The sequence below is a fragment of the Kaistella yonginensis genome (assembly GCF_030409525.1).
GTDB classification, from domain to species: Bacteria; Bacteroidota; Bacteroidia; order Flavobacteriales; family Weeksellaceae; genus Kaistella; species Kaistella yonginensis.
Map to the genome: position 1 here is coordinate 270,356 of NZ_JAUFQB010000017.1, position 18,556 is coordinate 288,911.

At 37.2% G+C, this 18,556-nt stretch carries 15 protein-coding genes; 7 read left to right on the forward strand and 8 right to left on the reverse strand.

Annotation, left to right across the window (positions count from 1 at the left end):
• Window positions 1–6: 6 nt before the first annotated feature.
• From QWY78_RS07135 to QWY78_RS07150, 4 genes are all read right to left on the reverse strand, one after another.
• Entirely contained in the window at window positions 7–1,134 is a 1,128-nt protein-coding gene (locus QWY78_RS07135) for a DUF2249 domain-containing protein (protein WP_290217972.1), read from the reverse strand.
• A gap of 63 nt (window positions 1,135–1,197) precedes the next feature.
• Complete coding sequence (locus QWY78_RS07140) at window positions 1,198–1,632, reverse strand: RrF2 family transcriptional regulator (protein WP_290217974.1); 435 nt, start codon at window positions 1,630–1,632, stop codon at window positions 1,198–1,200.
• A 198-nt stretch (window positions 1,633–1,830) separates the two neighbouring features.
• Window positions 1,831–3,222 (reverse strand): M949_1556 family lipoprotein, encoded by a 1,392-nt coding sequence (locus QWY78_RS07145; RefSeq protein ID WP_290217977.1) that lies wholly within the window; start codon window positions 3,220–3,222, stop codon window positions 1,831–1,833.
• Window positions 3,223–3,252: 30 nt separating this feature from the next.
• Window positions 3,253–6,117, reverse strand: coding sequence for a carboxypeptidase-like regulatory domain-containing protein (locus QWY78_RS07150; RefSeq protein WP_290217978.1), 2,865 nt, complete (start codon window positions 6,115–6,117; stop codon window positions 3,253–3,255).
• 205 nt (window positions 6,118–6,322) lie between these two features.
• Between QWY78_RS07150 and QWY78_RS07155 the strand changes: the two genes are divergently transcribed.
• Window positions 6,323–7,519 (forward strand): endonuclease/exonuclease/phosphatase family protein, encoded by a 1,197-nt coding sequence (locus QWY78_RS07155; protein WP_290217980.1) that lies wholly within the window; start codon window positions 6,323–6,325, stop codon window positions 7,517–7,519.
• Between the two features lie 75 nt (window positions 7,520–7,594).
• Complete coding sequence (locus QWY78_RS07160; protein ID WP_290217982.1) at window positions 7,595–7,993, forward strand: DUF6146 family protein; 399 nt, start codon at window positions 7,595–7,597, stop codon at window positions 7,991–7,993.
• A gap of 68 nt (window positions 7,994–8,061) precedes the next feature.
• Here the strand turns inward: QWY78_RS07160 and QWY78_RS07165 are convergent, their stop codons facing one another.
• Window positions 8,062–8,658 carry a superoxide dismutase gene (locus QWY78_RS07165; protein WP_290217984.1) on the reverse strand — a complete coding sequence of 199 codons (597 nt, stop codon included), beginning with the start codon at window positions 8,656–8,658 and terminating at the stop codon, window positions 8,062–8,064.
• Window positions 8,659–8,816: 158 nt separating this feature from the next.
• Window positions 8,817–10,631, reverse strand: coding sequence for a transcription termination factor Rho (gene rho / locus QWY78_RS07170; RefSeq protein WP_290217986.1), 1,815 nt, complete (start codon window positions 10,629–10,631; stop codon window positions 8,817–8,819).
• Between the two features lie 153 nt (window positions 10,632–10,784).
• Between rho and QWY78_RS07175 the strand changes: the two genes are divergently transcribed.
• The 4 genes from QWY78_RS07175 (at window position 10,785) to QWY78_RS07190 (ending at window position 13,875) form a co-directional block, all read left to right on the forward strand.
• Window positions 10,785–11,174: a DUF4293 family protein gene (locus QWY78_RS07175; RefSeq protein ID WP_290217987.1), complete on the forward strand. Its 390-nt coding sequence runs from the start codon at window positions 10,785–10,787 to the stop codon at window positions 11,172–11,174.
• A 133-nt stretch (window positions 11,175–11,307) separates the two neighbouring features.
• On the forward strand, window positions 11,308–13,146 hold the full coding sequence (locus QWY78_RS07180; protein ID WP_290217989.1) for an ABC transporter ATP-binding protein: 1,839 nt from the start codon (window positions 11,308–11,310) through the stop codon (window positions 13,144–13,146).
• On the forward strand, window positions 13,146–13,490 hold the full coding sequence (locus QWY78_RS07185; protein WP_290217991.1) for a DUF1801 domain-containing protein: 345 nt from the start codon (window positions 13,146–13,148) through the stop codon (window positions 13,488–13,490). Before QWY78_RS07180 ends, QWY78_RS07185 begins: the two co-directional genes overlap by 1 nt.
• 4 nt (window positions 13,491–13,494) lie before the next feature.
• Window positions 13,495–13,875 (forward strand): energy transducer TonB, encoded by a 381-nt coding sequence (locus tag QWY78_RS07190; RefSeq protein ID WP_290217993.1) that lies wholly within the window; start codon window positions 13,495–13,497, stop codon window positions 13,873–13,875.
• A gap of 2 nt (window positions 13,876–13,877) precedes the next feature.
• Here QWY78_RS07190 and mutS read toward each other — a convergent pair whose 3' ends face one another.
• The gene (gene mutS / locus QWY78_RS07195; protein ID WP_290218086.1) at window positions 13,878–16,433 is read right to left on the reverse strand and encodes a DNA mismatch repair protein MutS; all 2,556 of its coding nucleotides are present in this window, start codon (window positions 16,431–16,433) and stop codon (window positions 13,878–13,880) included.
• A gap of 100 nt (window positions 16,434–16,533) precedes the next feature.
• Between mutS and QWY78_RS07200 the strand changes: the two genes are divergently transcribed.
• On the forward strand, window positions 16,534–17,067 hold the full coding sequence (locus QWY78_RS07200) for an RNA methyltransferase (protein ID WP_290217995.1): 534 nt from the start codon (window positions 16,534–16,536) through the stop codon (window positions 17,065–17,067).
• 75 nt (window positions 17,068–17,142) lie between these two features.
• On the opposite strand, the gene QWY78_RS07205 is transcribed toward QWY78_RS07200, so the two are convergent.
• Window positions 17,143–18,552, reverse strand: coding sequence for an efflux transporter outer membrane subunit (locus QWY78_RS07205; protein WP_290217997.1), 1,410 nt, complete (start codon window positions 18,550–18,552; stop codon window positions 17,143–17,145).
• Window positions 18,553–18,556: the final 4 nt, after the last annotated feature.

The following is an 18,556-nucleotide window of genomic DNA, read 5'->3' on the forward strand; positions in this document are numbered from 1 at the left end:
TATGAATTATGAATTCAATTTTGCTAATTCTGCATCGAGCTGAAGCGCTTTAGGAAAAAGAACGGTATTTTCCAGCTTCATATAAGTTTGCACTTCACTTTCAAACTCTTGCATTTTTGTAAAAAGATATTGGTAAGAACTGCAAGCATCTGCTGGAACCTTATAATCATCGGTCAACTTTCTCAGGAAAGACAAGTCTAGACTTGCGATTTCGTGCTCCTTCTTCAGCAGGTTAATCGGTTCTGAGAGGGAGCCTATTTTATAAGTTCCCTCTGTTTCTGGATTTCGTTGTTTGACGACCATCTGCTTAATGACGGGGAATAAGACTTCGCCTTCTCGTACGATATGATCCAATAAATCTTGTAAAAAATGATAAGTTAAAGTAGAAAGCCGATTGAGTTCAAGGTAATTATCCCCGTGATGCTCAGCAACTTTAATCGCCAAATCATTGAGACTCTCTGCATGATCTTTAATATACCTGTGATGCGTATTAACAACATAATCTATTAAAAAATCAAGTTCCCATCTGTCATAATCGTAGATTGGAGCTTTCGTATTATTATCAGTTTTATCGGTACTGCAGGCAAACTGAATCCCTCTCTCTTTTAGCATTTCTGCTTTTTGAATATCTTTTGCAGAGATGGAACCCGTATTTTCTGCAACGGGGTTTTTAGCAATTTGCACCTCGTAAACTTCCGGTCCTTTTTCTAAATACTCCCAAGTAAAAATATCACCACGCTCTGCGATTAACTCATAATAAAGTGGTTTTGGATCGTGATCATTTTCAATAATGAAACTTTCGCCTGGTTGCAAAGCATCAAAATATTTAAAGATGGTCGGATGTTTAAATTTGGGTTCAATGGTGGAAACGACTAATCTTTCCACTTCTTTTTTTGCCACTAAGGGATTTTTGCAAATTCTAACGATGAACCACTCCGGTCCTTTTTGCAAGTATTCCCATGTAAAAATATTTCCTCTTTCGCCAATTAATTCGTAATAAAGTGGTTTTGGATCGTGGTCATTTTCGATAACAAATTCTTCGCCGGCCTGTAGGGCATCGAAATATTTAAAAATAGTCGGGTGTTTTAAGCGAGGTTCTATTTGGGTTACATCCAAAGTTTGTGCTGTTGCCATTTTAATAAGTTTTTTTTTGTTAAATAAGGGACGAAAATTTTATTTTTTATTTTTAAAAGAGAGTTACTCTCTTCTCAATTGTAATTTTTCCAGCGAATTTTCTGTTCTAAATTGGTTTAAAGTTGTTTTGCCATAAATCTCATATAATTGATCGCGGGCTTCTTTATAGGTGTTATGAATAGGGCAGGGATTGGTTTCAGAACAGAAGGCTAAACCAAGCCCACAGCCTTCAAACATTTTGTTGCCATCAATCGCTGTGATGATATCTGCCAAAGAATGTTTGGCTTCTTCATCTGAAATATAGAAGCCACCGTATCGGCCTTTGGAAGATTGTAGAAAACCTTGTTTGCTTAAACTCTGCAAAATTTTTGCAATAAACAGTTCAGGTGAATTTATTTTTCCTGCAATCTCTTTGATATTAATGATGCTTCCGTCGTTAGACTGCTGCGCGATATAGATCATCGCTCTTAAAGCATATTCACAGGTTTTTGATAGCATAATAGTTCATTTCAACAGTACAAAGATATAAAAACTTTTTAAATCGGACTAATAAGTCTTAATTGAATTTGAATTGATTCTTAAGATCATTATTTTCACTTTTGAAATCTGTTTTATGACAATGAAAGTAATCTTTAAAGCAAAAAATCCGCCTCTTTGTAGAGACGGATTTAATTGCGTTTATTAAAAAACTAGTTCTTAATTTAGTTTGATGTTATCTAGTTGAATGGTGGTTGTTACACCAGATCCATTACCAACATATTTAAACATTACGAATCCTTTTCCGGTAAGATTTGCCGGAACGGTATAGTTTCCTGCATTTACAAAAGTTCCGTACCCAGAAACAGGTGTTTTCGGGATGGTAAAGCTTGAAGAGATATCGGTAAGCGTTGCTGCTGTGATATCTTCTAGAGGAACATAATTTGTAGACGTATATACTTTCAAGGCGTCACCTGTGTAGAAACCAATGTTTACATCAAAAGTTAATAATTTACCAGGGGTAAAAGTAACAGGGACCACAAAGAAGGTTTCGAATGGACCACTTCCTGCATTTGCACTTAACTGAATATAGTTATTGCTGCTAAAGTTTCTTAACTGCCAGTATCTGTTGCCCAAAACTGGATCATTAACATAAGGAGGGAATACTTCTAATAAATTCCCAGAGAAAGTTTCGAAAGTTTCCGCCAAAGTTGTCGGATAAGTTACTGCAGATCCTCCTTTTGGTGGCGTAGGGTCAAATCTATTTCCTGTTGGTGGGATTTTCACATCTTGCAAACCTCTGATCAACATTTGAAAATTTGCATTATACTTGCTCACCACGAAGGTAAGAGTACCACTTCCTTTTGGCAAAAGCGTTGCGCCATACGTTGAGAAACCAGAGCTTCTAAGATTTGTAGAACCTCCTACTGCATCTTCGATTTTACGGTCAGTATCTACACCAGCACCGGCTAGATAATTTATATAAGCTTTGTTATCTGGATATAATTCAGAAATATTGAACTGCACATTAGGAACAGTGACCAAAGTATTGATGTATTTGTCTTGCATCGCTGCAGAAAGACTTGGTAATGCTGTAGGTACGATGGTTGCAATATCCATGGCATTGCCATTACAAACTGCAGAAATGTATCTTCCGAATAATACACCTGGAATTCTACCGATTGCGTAGGTAGGGTCAACAGAACCAATTTTTACAGACCCACGGTCTAATCCTAATCTCAACCCTTTAGCATTAATTCTAACATGCGTTCCTACTGGAAAATCTGCGTAGTTGCTTGCCCGGTCAACTTCCATTTGCAAACCCGCGGTTGGATTTTCTGGTTTATCTTGGAAAGAGATTGTTTTATAAAAGTTTCCATTTTCATCAGAGGAAACGATGTACCCATCAAAAATCTGATCAGTCTCGATCAAGAGATAGCCTGTTGCAGGAGCTTGTGCTTTAAAATCAGCCATTGAAATGGTTGCAGCATCAAACTTATTTTTACAGTTAATTGGTGGTGTATCCCAATCATCTTCATTTACACAAGAGCTTACTGCAAATGCTGAAAAAGCAAGAACAAAAGCGGTTTTTAAATATTGTTTGAAATTCATTTTATTGTTTTTTAAAATTCTGATTATTAATTAAAATCTAACTTGAAGGTTGACGAAATACGATCTCCCTTGCGTGTACCAATATTTTGGACCAAATAATGGAAACTCTCTGCTGTTTTCTTCAACATATCCCGGGAATGTTACTCTTCTGGTCTGCTCGAACCCACCTGTTATATATTTCGTGTTGTCTAAAATATTATTAACAGATGCGGTTAGCAATACGTAGTACGCTCCTAATCTCCAAGACTTTCCTACGTTTGCATTAATAAATGCAGCTGATGGAAGTTTGGTTGGTGCCAAAACTCTTCTTAATTCGCTTTCATCTAGACCTGCATACGGTGTTCCTGTTACTGGATTTTGCACAAATCGCTCTGTTCTCAATAATGCAGATGGATCCAGGAAGTTATCATCTAAATAATTCCAGTTTGCTCCGAACCACCAGTATTTGGTTGAGTTGTATCTAAATCCTAAGGAATACCCTTGTTGTGGTGTTCCACCTTGTTTTGAATCTTTCAAATAAGCCTTTCCTAAATCAAGGTAAGATTTACCATCGGCAAAAGTTCCTGTGGCATCTGATGCGAAATAAACATTCGGATCATTTCTGTAGGTAAACTGGCCGTAACTTGCTAAACCTTGGACTGATAAGGTTGGCAAGATTTTTACATCTACGCCTAATTCACCACCCATATTTCTTTTCTCAACATTTGTCATTACTTGCGTAACGAAAGCACTTTGTACATTCGCAATCGTTCCGTCTTGACCTGAAGACTCCAATTGAATTCCATCGGCAAAGAACCGCTGAACATTGGTATCATTCTGCGTTTCTACTAAATAACCTGTCAATCGCATTTTGAAGAATGGGCTATTAATTACATAGCTCAAATCATTTGCATTAACAATGGTATTTTCAACATTCGGTGCTACCGATGCGTTCACTCTTGGGTTAATGAATAAGTCTTCTAAGAAAGGGGCTTGAGAAAAATATGCACCGTTATATACTAAGAAGTTTCTACCATTCATTTTATAAATAACCTGTCCTTTTAATCCAAAATTCCAGAAATTATAGTCTGCACTTTTTCCGTAAGAATCTTTGTATAAATAATGGTTGTAATGTCCCTCTCTAAACGAAGTAGAATAGCCTGCTAAACCGGAAACAAAAACATCAAATTTACCTGCTTCTACTTTTAAACCCGGGTTCACCTTTACTTCTTGTCTTGCAAAACTGTAATTGTAATTAATTTTATCTCCTACTCTTTTGGTAACATTGGTTTCTCCCTCGTTATAAAGGCCGCTTTTACCTGGTTGGTTCGTCGCTGCAAATGGATCACGGTTCAACGCAAAATCAGCACCTAAAAGATCTTTTACTTCTCGGTACAATTCTGATTTATAATTTTCGTAAGAAACATTTAACAATAACTTCGATGTATTGTTAAAATTATAAACATAGTGTGTTCCAGCGTTGAAGATTTTATCATCACTGACGTCTGCAACTTGGAAATACAAAGCACGTTTACCATTCACACCGAAATATTCACCAGCTGGCTGACTACTATTTCTTCTGTACAACGCATCCCAATTAAGTTGCGTATAAGCTGGATCTCCGTTCTGCCAACCTGCCAAAGCATCTTGGTACGCTTGCTGCGCTGTGGTTGGAGTTTCGCCATTGGGTACCGAAACTGAAGCGTTAGGATCTAACGAGTCATAATAGCTCGGCAAATATCTATAGTATGTTGGCGAAGGATTCTGAACACTTTGCCAATCTAATCTTGCGCCTTTATCTTTTCCGAATTGGTAAGAAATAGCAGTTCTTAGACTTGATTTATCATTAATTTTCCAGAAATCCTGAATTTGGAAAATGGGTTGGAAACCAGATTTTACCCTCTCGCTTCTTTTTTTTCCATCTTGCCAACCCCAATAAGAGTTATAATGTACGCCTCTATAATCATAAACTTCTTGTGTACTTGGACTAGAAGTTGATCTTCTATAAGGTGCTGCAAACGTATTGAAAGTCATGGAATGAGAATCACTAAACTTCTTTTCAATTCCTAAGAAACCTCCCCACGCATCGTAGAAAGTTCCTTCTTGGATTCCTTCTTGTGCCCATCTTCTGGCAGCCATTGCAGTAAACGCCCAACCCGTTCTACTCATTCCTGAAGTATAACGAAGCGATGCACGATTTCTGTAGTTTCTGTTGGTCAATGAGTAAGTTGCTTGAAAACCTTTTCGGTACTCACTGGCATTGGTATTTTTATAAATAACAGAGCTTGCACCACCAAATGAATATTCAGATGGAGCATGGTTTGCTGAAATTTCTGGATACCTGGTGATTTCGTTCAAACCTCCCCAGTTTCCAAAATCAACGTTTCCATTATCTGATTTCACCATGGAAACACCATTCATCATGGTTTCTCCTGATCGGCCATCAATACCTCTTGGTCGGAACCAATATGCTCCCAAGTCGTACGCAGCAATTCTGCTGAACACATCTTGCGATGACTGCAACAGACCAATCGTGGTTCCTTGACTGGCGTTTTCTTCATCTCCACTACTTTCAATAATGGCAAGACCTTGGTCCGCACCAGTTAAACTAGAATAAAGCGTAACAACGCCCAAGTCCTTTTTCTTTTCGTCATTAATATCGAACTCCATCACTTTGGTTTCGAAATTCGGTTTGGTAATGACAATTTGGTAATGTCCTGTTTTCAAGTCGACAAACTGGAAATATCCAATTTTATCAGCTTTCACATCATTACCAGATCCTTTTAAATCAATCTCTGCATTTTCCACCGGTTTCCCATCTGCATCTTTCAAATAAGCATAAACCGTAGTTTGTGCAAAGAAAAACGATGCTGGGAGCATGGTAAACAAAGAGATTAAAGTTAATTTTTTAATCATGTTGATAATTTATTTTTTCGCTGTTTGAGTTAAAAATCAATTCAGTAAATTAATTAGGGCAAATTTAAGCAATATTATATTAGTTTAGATTTATTTAACATATTATGAACGTCAGATATGATAAATATTAGGAGATAGTTAAATAAGGTAGTCTGAAAAATATATTTATACTAACTTTGCATTAATAATATAATTAAAAATTATAATGAAAAAAATTGTAAGTTTTGTTTTCTTAATGGCATTCTGTTTTATATTCGGTCAACAGAAAGGTCAACTGAGAAAAGTAGCGACCATTGGGTTTATGAATGTAGAAAATCTTTGGGATACCATTGCTTCTGCTGATTATATCGATGGAACAAAAGACGTGAGTAATCCTGCATTTCACCGAAGCGTTCCGATAGATTCCTTGAAATATTTAGAAACCACCGAAGAATACCGTGGGGAGTGGCGAGATGATTTATTAAAAGGTAAAAAAGTAGTTCGCCATCAAATCCTTGCAGATGATTTTACCTACAACAGTGCCAAAAACTGGAATACTAAAAATTATAACATAAAGATTGCGAACCAAGCAAAGGTTATTTCAGAAATGGGTGCGCAATACACCAAGACCGCGCCCGTAATTGTGGGTTTGATTGAGGTAGAAAACAGACAAGTAATTGAAGATTTGATTAAACATCCTCTTCTTGCGAAATATGATTATGGCATTATTCATTACAATTCCTACGATGCCAGAGGAATTGATGTTGCCATAATTTATCAGAAAAGAAGATTCACGCCAAGTAACTCTTTGAAAAAAGAAATCAAGATTTTTAATGACGATGGTAAAAGAGCTTATACGCGTGATATTATTGTAGCCACCGGCTTTTTGGATAATGAAAAAATTGCCATTTTTATGAATCACTGGCCAGCGAGAAGCGGTGGTGAAGCAAGATCATTGCCCCGAAGAAATGCTGCCGCCAAAGTCCTAAAACAACAAATGGATAGTATAAGATTGAAAGATCCTACGACCAAACTATTTGCCATGGGCGATTTCAATGACGACCCGGTAAATACCAGTTTGAAAAATATTTTACAGGCAGTGGCGAGCCCCAAAGACCTTAGCCCAGAAACACCGTATTTAAATTTAATGTACCCTTTGTTCAAAAAAGGAGTTGCCTCATTGGCATATCAAGACGCACCGAACCTTTTCGACCAAATCATCGTGTCGGGAAATTTAATTTCAGACCAAGTAGGAAAAGAGTATTCAGTATACAAAACCGAAGTATTTGCGCCGCCCTACCTTATCAACAGAGAAGGACCGTGGAAAGGTTACCCACTTCGATCATGGAATGGAGACCAGTTTACAGGTGGTTACAGCGACCACTTTCCAGCTTTTGTAGTGGTGCAAAGAGAAGTTCAATAAACAACATCAATTTAAAAACCGTTTTTCGAAACGGTTTTTTTGGCTGTAAATTTGATGGCTTAACAAAAAGAACCCATGAAAAAAATAATTTTTATACTCAGCATTTTATTGATGACATTAAGTTGTTCTACCCCGAATAAACTCCCGAGTCAAGATAAAGATAACGTCATTCAAGCACAAAAAAATGAAGATGGCGAGTATGATTTGGAAGTACTCGACGGTCAATTTTCTTATTTCATAAATGCGGTGGCAAAGCCGGCGAGCATGTATTCTGAAGGTTATCTAAAGAGTAGAAATCAATTCTTGGTGAGCCAATGGAATTCTTATTATTTTTCGGGGCGGTATAAAAATATTATTGAATCATCAATAGATTACGATCCCAACATTAATTATGGATTAAAATTCGAATACAAACTCTATCAAGTATTTGAGTTTGTAAAATGGAAGTATGGTTTAAATATGACCGGATTATAAGAAAGACGATTTTATAAAAACAAAAAAGTTCAGATAAATCTGAACTTTTTTTATGGAATACTCTCAATTTATTTATTGAATTTCTCTTCTACCTTATCCCAATTCACCACCTCAAAAAAGGCAGATACATAATCAGGTCTTCTGTTTTGATAGTTCAAATAGTAGGCATGTTCCCAAACATCCAATCCTAAAACGGGTGTTCCTTGGCACTCTGCTACGGGCATTAATGGGTTATCTTGATTTGGAGAGGAACATACAGCTAAAGAACCATCCCCTTTTTTGCACAGCCACGCCCACCCAGATCCGAATCTGGTTTTTGCAGCATTAGAAAAATCTTCTTTAAATTTATCAAAACCTCCATATGCTTCGATGGCTGCTTTTACATTTCCAACGGGTTCTTTGCTCCCACCTGGTGTCATAATTTCCCAGAAAAGCGAATGGTTAAAATGACCGCCGCCATTATTTCTTACCGCCGCTTTATCGGTTCCTGTTTTGCAGATTTCCCCGATCGATTTCCCTTCTAAATCAGTTCCTGCAATGGCTTTGTTTAAATTATCTACATAACCTTGGTGGTGTTTTGTATGATGAATTTCCATAGTTCTCGCATCAATAGTTGGTTCTAACGCGTCGTACGCATATCCTAATTTTGGTAATTCAAATGACATAATATTATTTTTTAAGTGTTAATAGTCAAACTTAATCATAATTTAGACCAATTCCAAAAAGGTGTAACTACTTTAATAAATCTTTAACATTGATAAAAACTAAGAAACCGCCTTCAAAAAGCGGTTTTATTGGATGCAAAAAAAACAATTCTTGTCTTTTATCTATTCATTGACATCAAAAACTCTTCATTGTTCAAAGTATTCTTCATGCTTTTATTTACAAATTCCATTGCTTCAACTGGGTTCATATCAGCCAAATACTTTCTTAAAATCCACATTCTTTGCTGTACCGTATCTTCTAAGAGTAAATCATCTCTTCTGGTACTAGACGAAGTTAAGTCAATGGCAGGATAAATTCTCTTGTTCGCAATTTTTCGATCAAGCTGCAATTCCATATTTCCGGTTCCTTTGAACTCTTCAAAAATAACTTCATCCATTTTTGATCCTGTATCGATTAACGCTGTAGCGATAATGGTTAATGAACCTCCACCTTCAATGTTTCGGGCGGCTCCGAAAAAACGCTTTGGTTTGTGCAATGCATTGGCATCAACACCACCAGATAAAATCTTACCAGATGCTGGCGTAACGGTGTTATATGCGCGCGCCAAACGGGTAATGGAGTCTAACAAAATCACCACATCATGTCCACATTCAACCATTCGCTGTGCTTTTGACAAGACCAGATTCGCAACTTTTACATGCTTATCTGCGGGTTCATCAAAAGTTGAAGCGATTACTTCTGCATTCACACTTCTTTCCATATCGGTCACCTCTTCAGGTCTTTCATCGATGAGTAAAATCATCATATAAGCTTCTGGGTGATTGGCTGAAATAGAATTCGCAATCTCCTTCAGCAACATGGTTTTACCTGTTTTTGGCTGGGCTACAATCATCGCACGTTGTCCTTTCCCGATGGGCGTAAATAAATCTACAATTCTGGTGGACGGCGTTGCATTTTTACCTGTCAAATTAAACTTCTCTTCTGGGAAAAGTGGAGTTAAAAACTCAAAGGCAACCCGATCTTTAATAAACTCAAGATCCCTCCCATTTACTTCAGTCGGCTTCAATAAAGAGAAATATTTTTCTCCTTCTTTCGGTAATCGTACGATTCCTTTGACTGTATCTCCGGTTTTCAACGCATAATTTCTAATCTGGTTGGTCGAGACATACACATCGTCAGGCGAAGAAATATAGGAAAAATCAGATGATCTCAAGAATCCATAATTATCTGGAAGGATTTCTAAAACCCCTTCAATGGTAACCAATCCATCAAAATTAAATTCCTTTTTAGCAGGCTCTTCTTGGGAAGGGTTGTTTTGTTGGTTTTTGTGTTGATTGGGATTTTTGTGCTGATTCTGATTTTTATGTTGCGGTTGTTTATTTTGATTTCCGCCTTGATTAGGATTTCCGTTCCCATTCCCTGCTTGGTTTGGATTGGAATTTTGATTTTTAGGTTGCTCGGCTTTAGGTTCTGCTTGAACTTCTGAATCCGCAACAACTTCTTTTTCGGTCTGATCTGCTTCCGATTTAGGTGGAGCAACACGCTGTCGCTTTTTCTTTTGTTGATTTTGCGGTTTTGGCTGGTCTGTTTCCAAACTTTCAGCAGCGGTTTCCGCTTCAATTTTAGCAGGAACTTCTTTGTTTTCTTTAGAAAGATTTTTCGCAACTTCTTTTAAAATTTCCTTCGGAGCTTCCGCAGAATCTTCTACTGGTTTTTCTGCTTTCTTTTTAGGAGCTGGTTTTTTTACAGCTGGTTTCTTAGGAGCAGGTGCATTTGTTTCTTCTGTATTCATAGGAGTTTCTGTCGCATTGAAATAATCTTTCACTACTTTTGTATTGGATGCTTGAAAATCCAAAATAGCAAAAATCTTATCATTATCAGTGCTATTTTTAGCAGTTTTAACGCCCAGATCGTTTGTGATTTTAGCCAAGTCCGAATCGGATTTTGACCTTAATGTTTCAATGTTGAACATAAATGTTTCGCAAAAAGTAATTTATAAGTAATTGTAGATAAGAATGTTAAGTCGGGTGACTATTCTTTTATAGGTCGTTTGTAATGCAAATCTACGTTTATTTTTTAATAATGCAAAAAATTATTGTTATTTTTGTAGTCAGAATCGAATCATATGTTGCAGAGAATACAGACCGTATGGATATTTTTAGCGATTATAGGCGCAGTTTTTTTGTTCATCACCGGGCAAGACTTTTCCGTATTTGGACCCGTTCCATTTATATCGGTGGTTTGTGTTATCCTTGTATTTCTAGGATTCATCAGTATTTTAAGCTATAAAGACCGTAAGAGACAAATTCAGCTGAATAATATCAGCATGATTATAAACGCTTTGTTGCTCGGTTTATTGGCGTATTGGTTACTCACTTTATCCGGAGGAATTGATTTTCCTGAGAAGGGTATTGAGCCTCTCTTTCCTCTTTTATCTGTGATCTGTTTGCTTATTGCAAATGTATACATCCGGAAAGACGAAAGGCTCGTAAAATCTGTAGACCGTCTCCGATAAATGTACAACGATTTTTTTTGAGTGAAACAGTTCCTTTTTTGGAACTGTTTTTTTTCACTTCAAAATGGTCATTTCTGATTTTTTAAAAATAATCCATTTGAAATTGCTTATTTTTGCGTCTTAAATTCCCTGAATGAAACCTCTCCAAAGAATACTCTTTTTCGCAAAACCTCATCAGAAATATCTTTTTGCCAGTATGTTTTGCAATATCATGTACTCGGTTCTCAATATTTTTTCCGTTGCCACCATGCTGCCTATTTTAGGTTTAATGTTTGGAACGGTTGAAAAAGTAGACACTTCAAAACCCCCAATTAACTCAGGGCGATTGGTGGATTTCTTCGGTTACGCCAAGGATTGGGCCTACTACAATATTCAGATCTCCATTGATCAGCACGGCGCGGTAAAAGTTCTGGCATTTCTTTGCGGAGTAACCGCGGTTGCATTTTTACTGCGGAATGCCTTTCGTTATTTAGGGTCTTATTTATTGGTTAATTACAGGGTCGGTATTACTAAAGACTTAAGAACCGCGATGTATGACAAGTTTTTAAAATTACCAGTCTCCTTCTTTACAGAAAAGCGAAAAGGCGATATGATGTCGAGAATATCCAATGATATTGGTGGCGTAGAAGCCGGCATCATGGGAAGCCTGGTTGATATCATCAACTCGCCATTTATGATCATTACTTCATTAATTACATTGTTTATCCTTTCCCCACAATTAACCTTGTTTTCCTTACTTGTTTTCCCGGTGATGGGCTGGTTGATTTCTTGGGTCGGAAAAAGTTTGAAACGACAAGCTACCGCTGCCCAGGAAGAATTAGGGAATTTGTTTTCTTTGGTTGATGAAACTTTGAAATCATCAAAAGTGATTAAAATTTTCAACGCAGATAAAATCTTAAAAAACAGATTTAACACCACGACCAACAGTTGGCAAAAATATGCCATCGGAATGAGTCGCCGCCGGGAATTGGCCTCACCGATGAGTGAGTTTTTGGGTTCGGTAACCATCTTAATTATCACCTGGTTTGCAGGCGTTCAAATTCTGACTGAACAATCCATGGAACCAGAAACTTTCTTGGTTTTCATAGGAATGTTTTTCCAAATTTTAGATCCCGCTAAAAAATTATCCAGCGCTATTTCTAATATCCAAGGCGGAATGGCAAGTTTAGACCGGGTTGCAGAAGTTTTAGATTATGACCTAAAAATTGATGAAATTGAAAATCCAATCCCAATTTCTACTTTGAAATCTAAAATTGAATTTAAAAATATTGGTTTCTTTTATGATAAGGACAATGTTATTTTAAAGAATTTCAACTTGACCATTCCAAAAGGAAAAACCATCGCTTTGGTCGGTCAGTCAGGTTCTGGCAAAACAACGATTGCCAATTTATTAGCACGTTTTTATGATGTTTCGGAAGGTGAAATCTTGGTGGATGGCGAAAATATTAAAAATTTAAAAGTCGTTGATTACCGAAATCTTCTGGGAATGGTCACTCAGGAATCCGTTTTATTTAATGATTCGGTCTTCAATAATATTTTGATGGGAAAACCCGAGGCCACTGAACAAGAAGTGATGGAAGCAGCGAAAATTGCCAACGCTCACGAATTCATCGATCATCTTCCCGAAAAATATTACACCAATATTGGTGATGATGGAAACAAACTTTCAGGCGGACAAAAACAAAGAGTTTCTATTGCTAGAGCCGTTCTGAAGAATCCTCCGATTATGATTTTAGATGAAGCAACTTCTGCTTTAGACACCGAATCGGAAAGATTTGTACAAGATGCTTTAGAAAAAATGATGGAAAACCGAACTTCATTGGTGATCGCACACCGACTTTCAACGATTCAAAAAGCAGATTGGATTGTGGTCATGGAGCGCGGAATTATCGTGGAACAAGGAACGCATCAGGAATTATTTGAGAAACAAGGAATGTATCGCCGATTGGTGGATTTGCAGAATTTTGGGTAATGAATCCAATCCAAGAATATTTCTTCAAAATTGAAGAACCTCATCAAACTTTACTTTTATTTTTACGAGATAAAATATTAGAAAGCGATGTGGAAAATATCACCGAAACCTTAAGTTTTGGACTGCCTTTTTTCAAATACAAAAAGAAAATGTTGTGCTATTTTTATTACAGCAAAAAATATAAAAAGCACTACATCAGTTTCTATCACGGCGATCGATTGGATTATCCGGAACTTATTTCGGAAGGCAGAAAGAAATTCAAAATTCTTCTGATCGATGAAAATGAAGATTTACCAGTGGATTTCATTTTGAAACTATTGACTGAAATTAAAAATTACCTATGATTTTATGAAAAAACTATTTATAATTTTCGCCTTAATGAGTTTCGGGATTGCATTTTCCCAACAAATTACAAAAAACAACAGTGCTGAAACTGAAGAAATAGCCGAATTTCCTGAGGGTGGTTATCAAAATTTTCGTAAGCTTATTATAGATAATTTTAGAGAAAAGAAGGTGATTGGAAAAGGCAAAGAATTCTGTGAACTCAAATTTATTATTGATAGAGATGGATCTATTACAAATGTTACAGCAAATGGAACAAATGAAAGTTTCAATAAAGAAGCCATTCGCCCAATCACAAAAATTAAAACAAAATGGATTCCGGCAAAAATTAATGGAGAACTCGTTCGATACCGATTTAGAATCCCATTAAATCTTGATTTTAATTAAATCTATCGCCCTATCATTTTCTTAATCGAATTCAATTTCATCAAAGCTTCAATCGGTGTGAGTGTATTGATGTCCATTTTCAATAATTCTTCCCGAATATTTTCCAAAACCGGATCATCCAATTGAAAGAAAGAAAGTTGCATACTTTCATCGGTAATGGCTTTTGCAGAATTTTTGGAACCACTTTGCGACCGGCTTTTTTCTAATGTTTTCAGCACTTCATTCGCACGATTTACCACCTTTGCGGGCATTCCGGCTAGTTTCGCCACATGAATTCCGAAACTGTGTTCGCTTCCTCCCGACAATAATTTTCGCAGGAAAATGATGCTTCCTTTATGTTCCTGGATAGAAACATGGAAATTCTTGATGCGTTCAAAATTCACCGTCATTTCATTGAGTTCATGATAGTGCGTAGCAAATAAAGTTTTTGCCTTCGTAGGATGTTGATGCAGATATTCTGCGATCGCCCAAGCAATGGAAACCCCGTCGTAAGTGGAAGTTCCTCGACCGATTTCGTCTAAGAGGATCAAACTTCTTTCCGAAATATTATTTAGAATATTTGCGGCTTCATTCATTTCGACCATAAAAGTAGATTCGCCAGACGAAATATTATCACTCGCACCAACTCGCGTGAAAATTTTATCCAAAATCCCAATTTCCGCATGTTTCGCAGGAACGAAACTTCCGATTTGCGCCAATAAACAAATAATTGCAGTTTGCCTTAAAATAGCAGACTTTCCCGCCATATTCGGACCGGTGACCATGATAATTTGTTGCGAATCTTTGGATAAAAACAAATCATTCGGAATGTATTTTTCGCCCAACGGCAACGCATTTTCAATGATCGGATGGCGTGCTTCTTTTAGTTCAATTTCAAAACCTTCATTTAAAACCGGCTTTGTGTAAGATTCAGAAACGGCGAGTTCCGACAATGCGACTCCACAATCGAGTTCTGCAATAATTTTTGAATTGTCTTGAATTTGATCGATGTAAATCATCACATTTTCGCAAACTTTTCGATACAATTGCTGTTCAATTTCCGATATTTTTTCTTCTGCACCCAAGATTTGCTCTTCGTATTCTTTCAGTTCTTCGGTGATGTATCTTTCTGCATTTACCAAGGTTTGCTTGCGAATCCAATCTTCAGGAACTTTGTCTTTATGAGAATTTCTAACTTCAATAAAATAACCGAAAACATTATTAAAACTAATTTTCAAACTGGTAATTCCGGTGCGTTTTATTTCTCTTTCGCACATTTCATCCAGGAAATTTTTGCCTGTGTTTTGCAGTCCACGCAAATGATCGAGTTCTTCAGAAATTCCTGCTTTGATCACATTTCCTTTCGAAATATTGACGGGGAGTTCGTCATTCAAATAATTTTGTAAATAATTAATGAGTTCATCTACATTAATTAAAGGTGACAACCACGCTAAAACCTCAGCGTAGGAATGAAGCAATTCTTTAATTTTTTTAATGTTCATCAAACTCTGACGAAGATAACCGAGTTCTTTCGGTGCTATTTTTTCTGCAGCCAATTTCCCCATCAAACGGTCTAAATCTGAAATGGTTTTTAATAATTGCAAAATCTCATATTTCAGCTGTTCTTCTTTATTAAAAAATTCGATAAGATCCAATCTTCGGTTGATTTCATCCACGGATTTTAAAGGTAAAATTAATCGCCTTCTCAATAATCTTCCGCCCATCGGCGTGGAAGTTTTATCGATAATATCGAGCAAAGATTTCCCTTGTTGACTGCTTGAATAAACGATTTCTAAATTCCGCAAGGTAAAATGATCCATCATTAAATACTCCTCTTTTGGAATTAATTTAATTTTGGTAATGTGTTGTAAAAGAGCGTGATGGGTATCTTCAACCAAATAGGCAAAGATGGCTCCGGCTGCAGTAATTCCCAGTTTCAACTCTTCAATTCCAAAACCTTTCAAAGAGTTGGTTTTGAAATGATTGGTCAGTTTTTCATAGCCATAATTGTATTGGAAAGCCCAGTCTTCTAATTTAAAAGAATTGCGGTTTTTCAATTGTAAAGGAAGTTCCGTCGTTCTTTGAAAAATAATTTCACTGGGATCAAAAGTTCCCACGATATGCAGCAATTGTTCTAAATTCCCTTCCGAAGTTAAAAATTCTCCGGTAGAAACATCGACCAAAGCAAGGCCGTATTGCTCCTTCACTTTATGAATTGAAAGCAGGAAGTTATTTTTCTTGGAAGTCAAGACCTGTTCATTAAAAGTTACTCCAGGCGTTATCAGTTCAGTCACCCCTCGTTTTACAATTCCTTTGACGGTTTTTGGATCTTCCAACTGATCACATATTGCGACGCGAAGTCCGGCCCGCACGAGTTTCGGCAAGTAAGAATCTACGGAATGATGTGGGAAACCGGCGAGTTCGATATGCCCTTCACCGTTGGCTCTTTTGGTTAAAACAATTCCGAGAATTTGCGAAGCTCGAATCGCGTCGGTTCCAAAAGTTTCGTAGAAATCGCCCACACGGAATAGCAAAAGCGCATCAGGATATTTCGCCTTAATGGTGTTGTATTGCGTCATTAATGGAGTTTCTTTCTTAGCCACGTGATTTATTATTTTCAAGAAAAAGGGATTTAATTATTTAAGATTTGAAAACCTTAATTTTGCCAAAAATACGAAAATGTCATCCACAAAGAAACTGAAACTCGAAGAATTAGGAAGAATTGATATAGAAACCTTTAAACAAACCCAAAAAACTCCACTCGTGGTGGTGTTAGACAACGTGCGAAGCATGCATAATGTGGGTGCGATTTTCAGAACAGCCGATGCCTTTTTAATTGAAAAAGTAGTGCTGTGCGGCATTACCCCAACGCCACCGCATCGAGAAATTCATAAAGCCGCTTTAGGTGCAACCGACAGTGTGGATTGGGTCTACGAAAAAGAGATTGCCACGGCCTTGCAAAATTTAAAAATAGGCCAGTTCCAAATTATCGGAATTGAGCAGACAAGCAATTCAAAAGTGATGACCGACTATTCCATTAACAAAGAAGAGAAATACGCTTTGGTTTTAGGGAATGAAGTGGATGGGCTGAGCGAGGAAGCGCTTTCTTATTATGATACATTCCTGGAAATCCCACAGTTGGGAACCAAACATTCCTTGAATGTTTCGGTGTGTGGTGGGATTGTAATGTGGGAGTTTTTTAAATCGCTATAGCTACGAATGGGACGAATTTTATCGAATGATACGAATTTTGCCTAATTCGTATCTTTCGAGAAATTAGAAAAAAATTTATCTCCAGCCACCACCAAGTGCTCTGTATAGCTCTATCCCGGCATCTAATTTAGAATATTCTGCATTTGAAATATTCAGTTCTGCATTGAGTTGATTCTCACTGGCGCGAATAACTTCAAGATAATTTGCCATCCCATAATTCACCAATTCCTGAGAATACACCACTGAATTTTTATAAGCGTTCATTTCTTTCTTCTTTAAGGCAATGAAACCGTCTTGGGATTGGTATATTTTCAAAGCATCTGAAACTTCGCGGCCGGCATTTAATAATGATTTTTTAAAATTCAAATACGCAATTTCTTTGTTGGCCAGACTTATTTCATACTGGGTTTTGATTTGTCTCTTGTTGAAGATTGGCTGTACCAAACCAGCTACCACATTCCCAAAAATCGAACTCGCACTGAATAACTGATCCAGATCTTTTGAAACAATTCCTGTGCTTCCCGTTAAACGCAAACTGGGGTAGAAATTTGCTTTTGCCGCGTTGGTCATTTCAAAAGCGTTGATTAGGCGATATTCTGCCGCTTTCACATCGGGTCTATTTGACAGTAAATTTGCTGGGTATCCTAATTCTAAACGAATCGGCATTTTTTGCGCTGCCATATTTGTTCTTTCAATAGCCTGGGCTGGTTCGCCCATCAATAAACTTAGGGTGTTTTCTAGCAAAGAAATTTGCACATCAATACTAATTAATAGCGACTCTGCATTAAAAACCAAAGCCTCACTCTGCTGCACCGCAACTTCTGTAACGCTGCCCGCATCTTTCAAAGCTTTGGTCGTTGCCAGATTTTTATTTCTTAAAACAATGGTTTCTTTGATTATTCTCTTCTGATCGTCAAAAGTCAGCAATTGGTAATATGCTGACGCTACGGCAGCAACCAAATCACTTTTCACTGCTTGGTGTGCAGCTACTGTTCCTAAATAATTGGCAAACTCTGCTTTTTGCTGTGCCCGTAACTTTCCCCAAATATCAACTTCCCAACCAAGGTTGGCAGAAACATCAAACTGGTTTCCATATTTCCGTTCCGCCATTAACTGTCCTGCTTGGGTATTTAATGATTGGGTTTGGAAGGTATAATTAGGTCCTGCGGAGAGCGTAGGCAGATAAGCCGCTTTACTTTGCTTCAAGTAAGAATCTGCAGCAGTGATGTTTTGTAGCGCGACTCTGACATCTAAATTATTTGCTAACGCTTTTGCGATATGTTTTTGTAAAATCGGATCGGTGAAAATTTCTTTCCAAGAAACGGTGGCCAGGCTTATTGAATCTTTCGGCAATAGATCAGTGCGGAAAAGATCTTCATTAATAGCATCGGCTGGTCTTTCATATTTTTCCCGCGTCATACATGATGTCACTATGAACGCCGAAAAAAGAAGTGCAAGTAATTTTATTGTGAAATATTTATTCATTTTA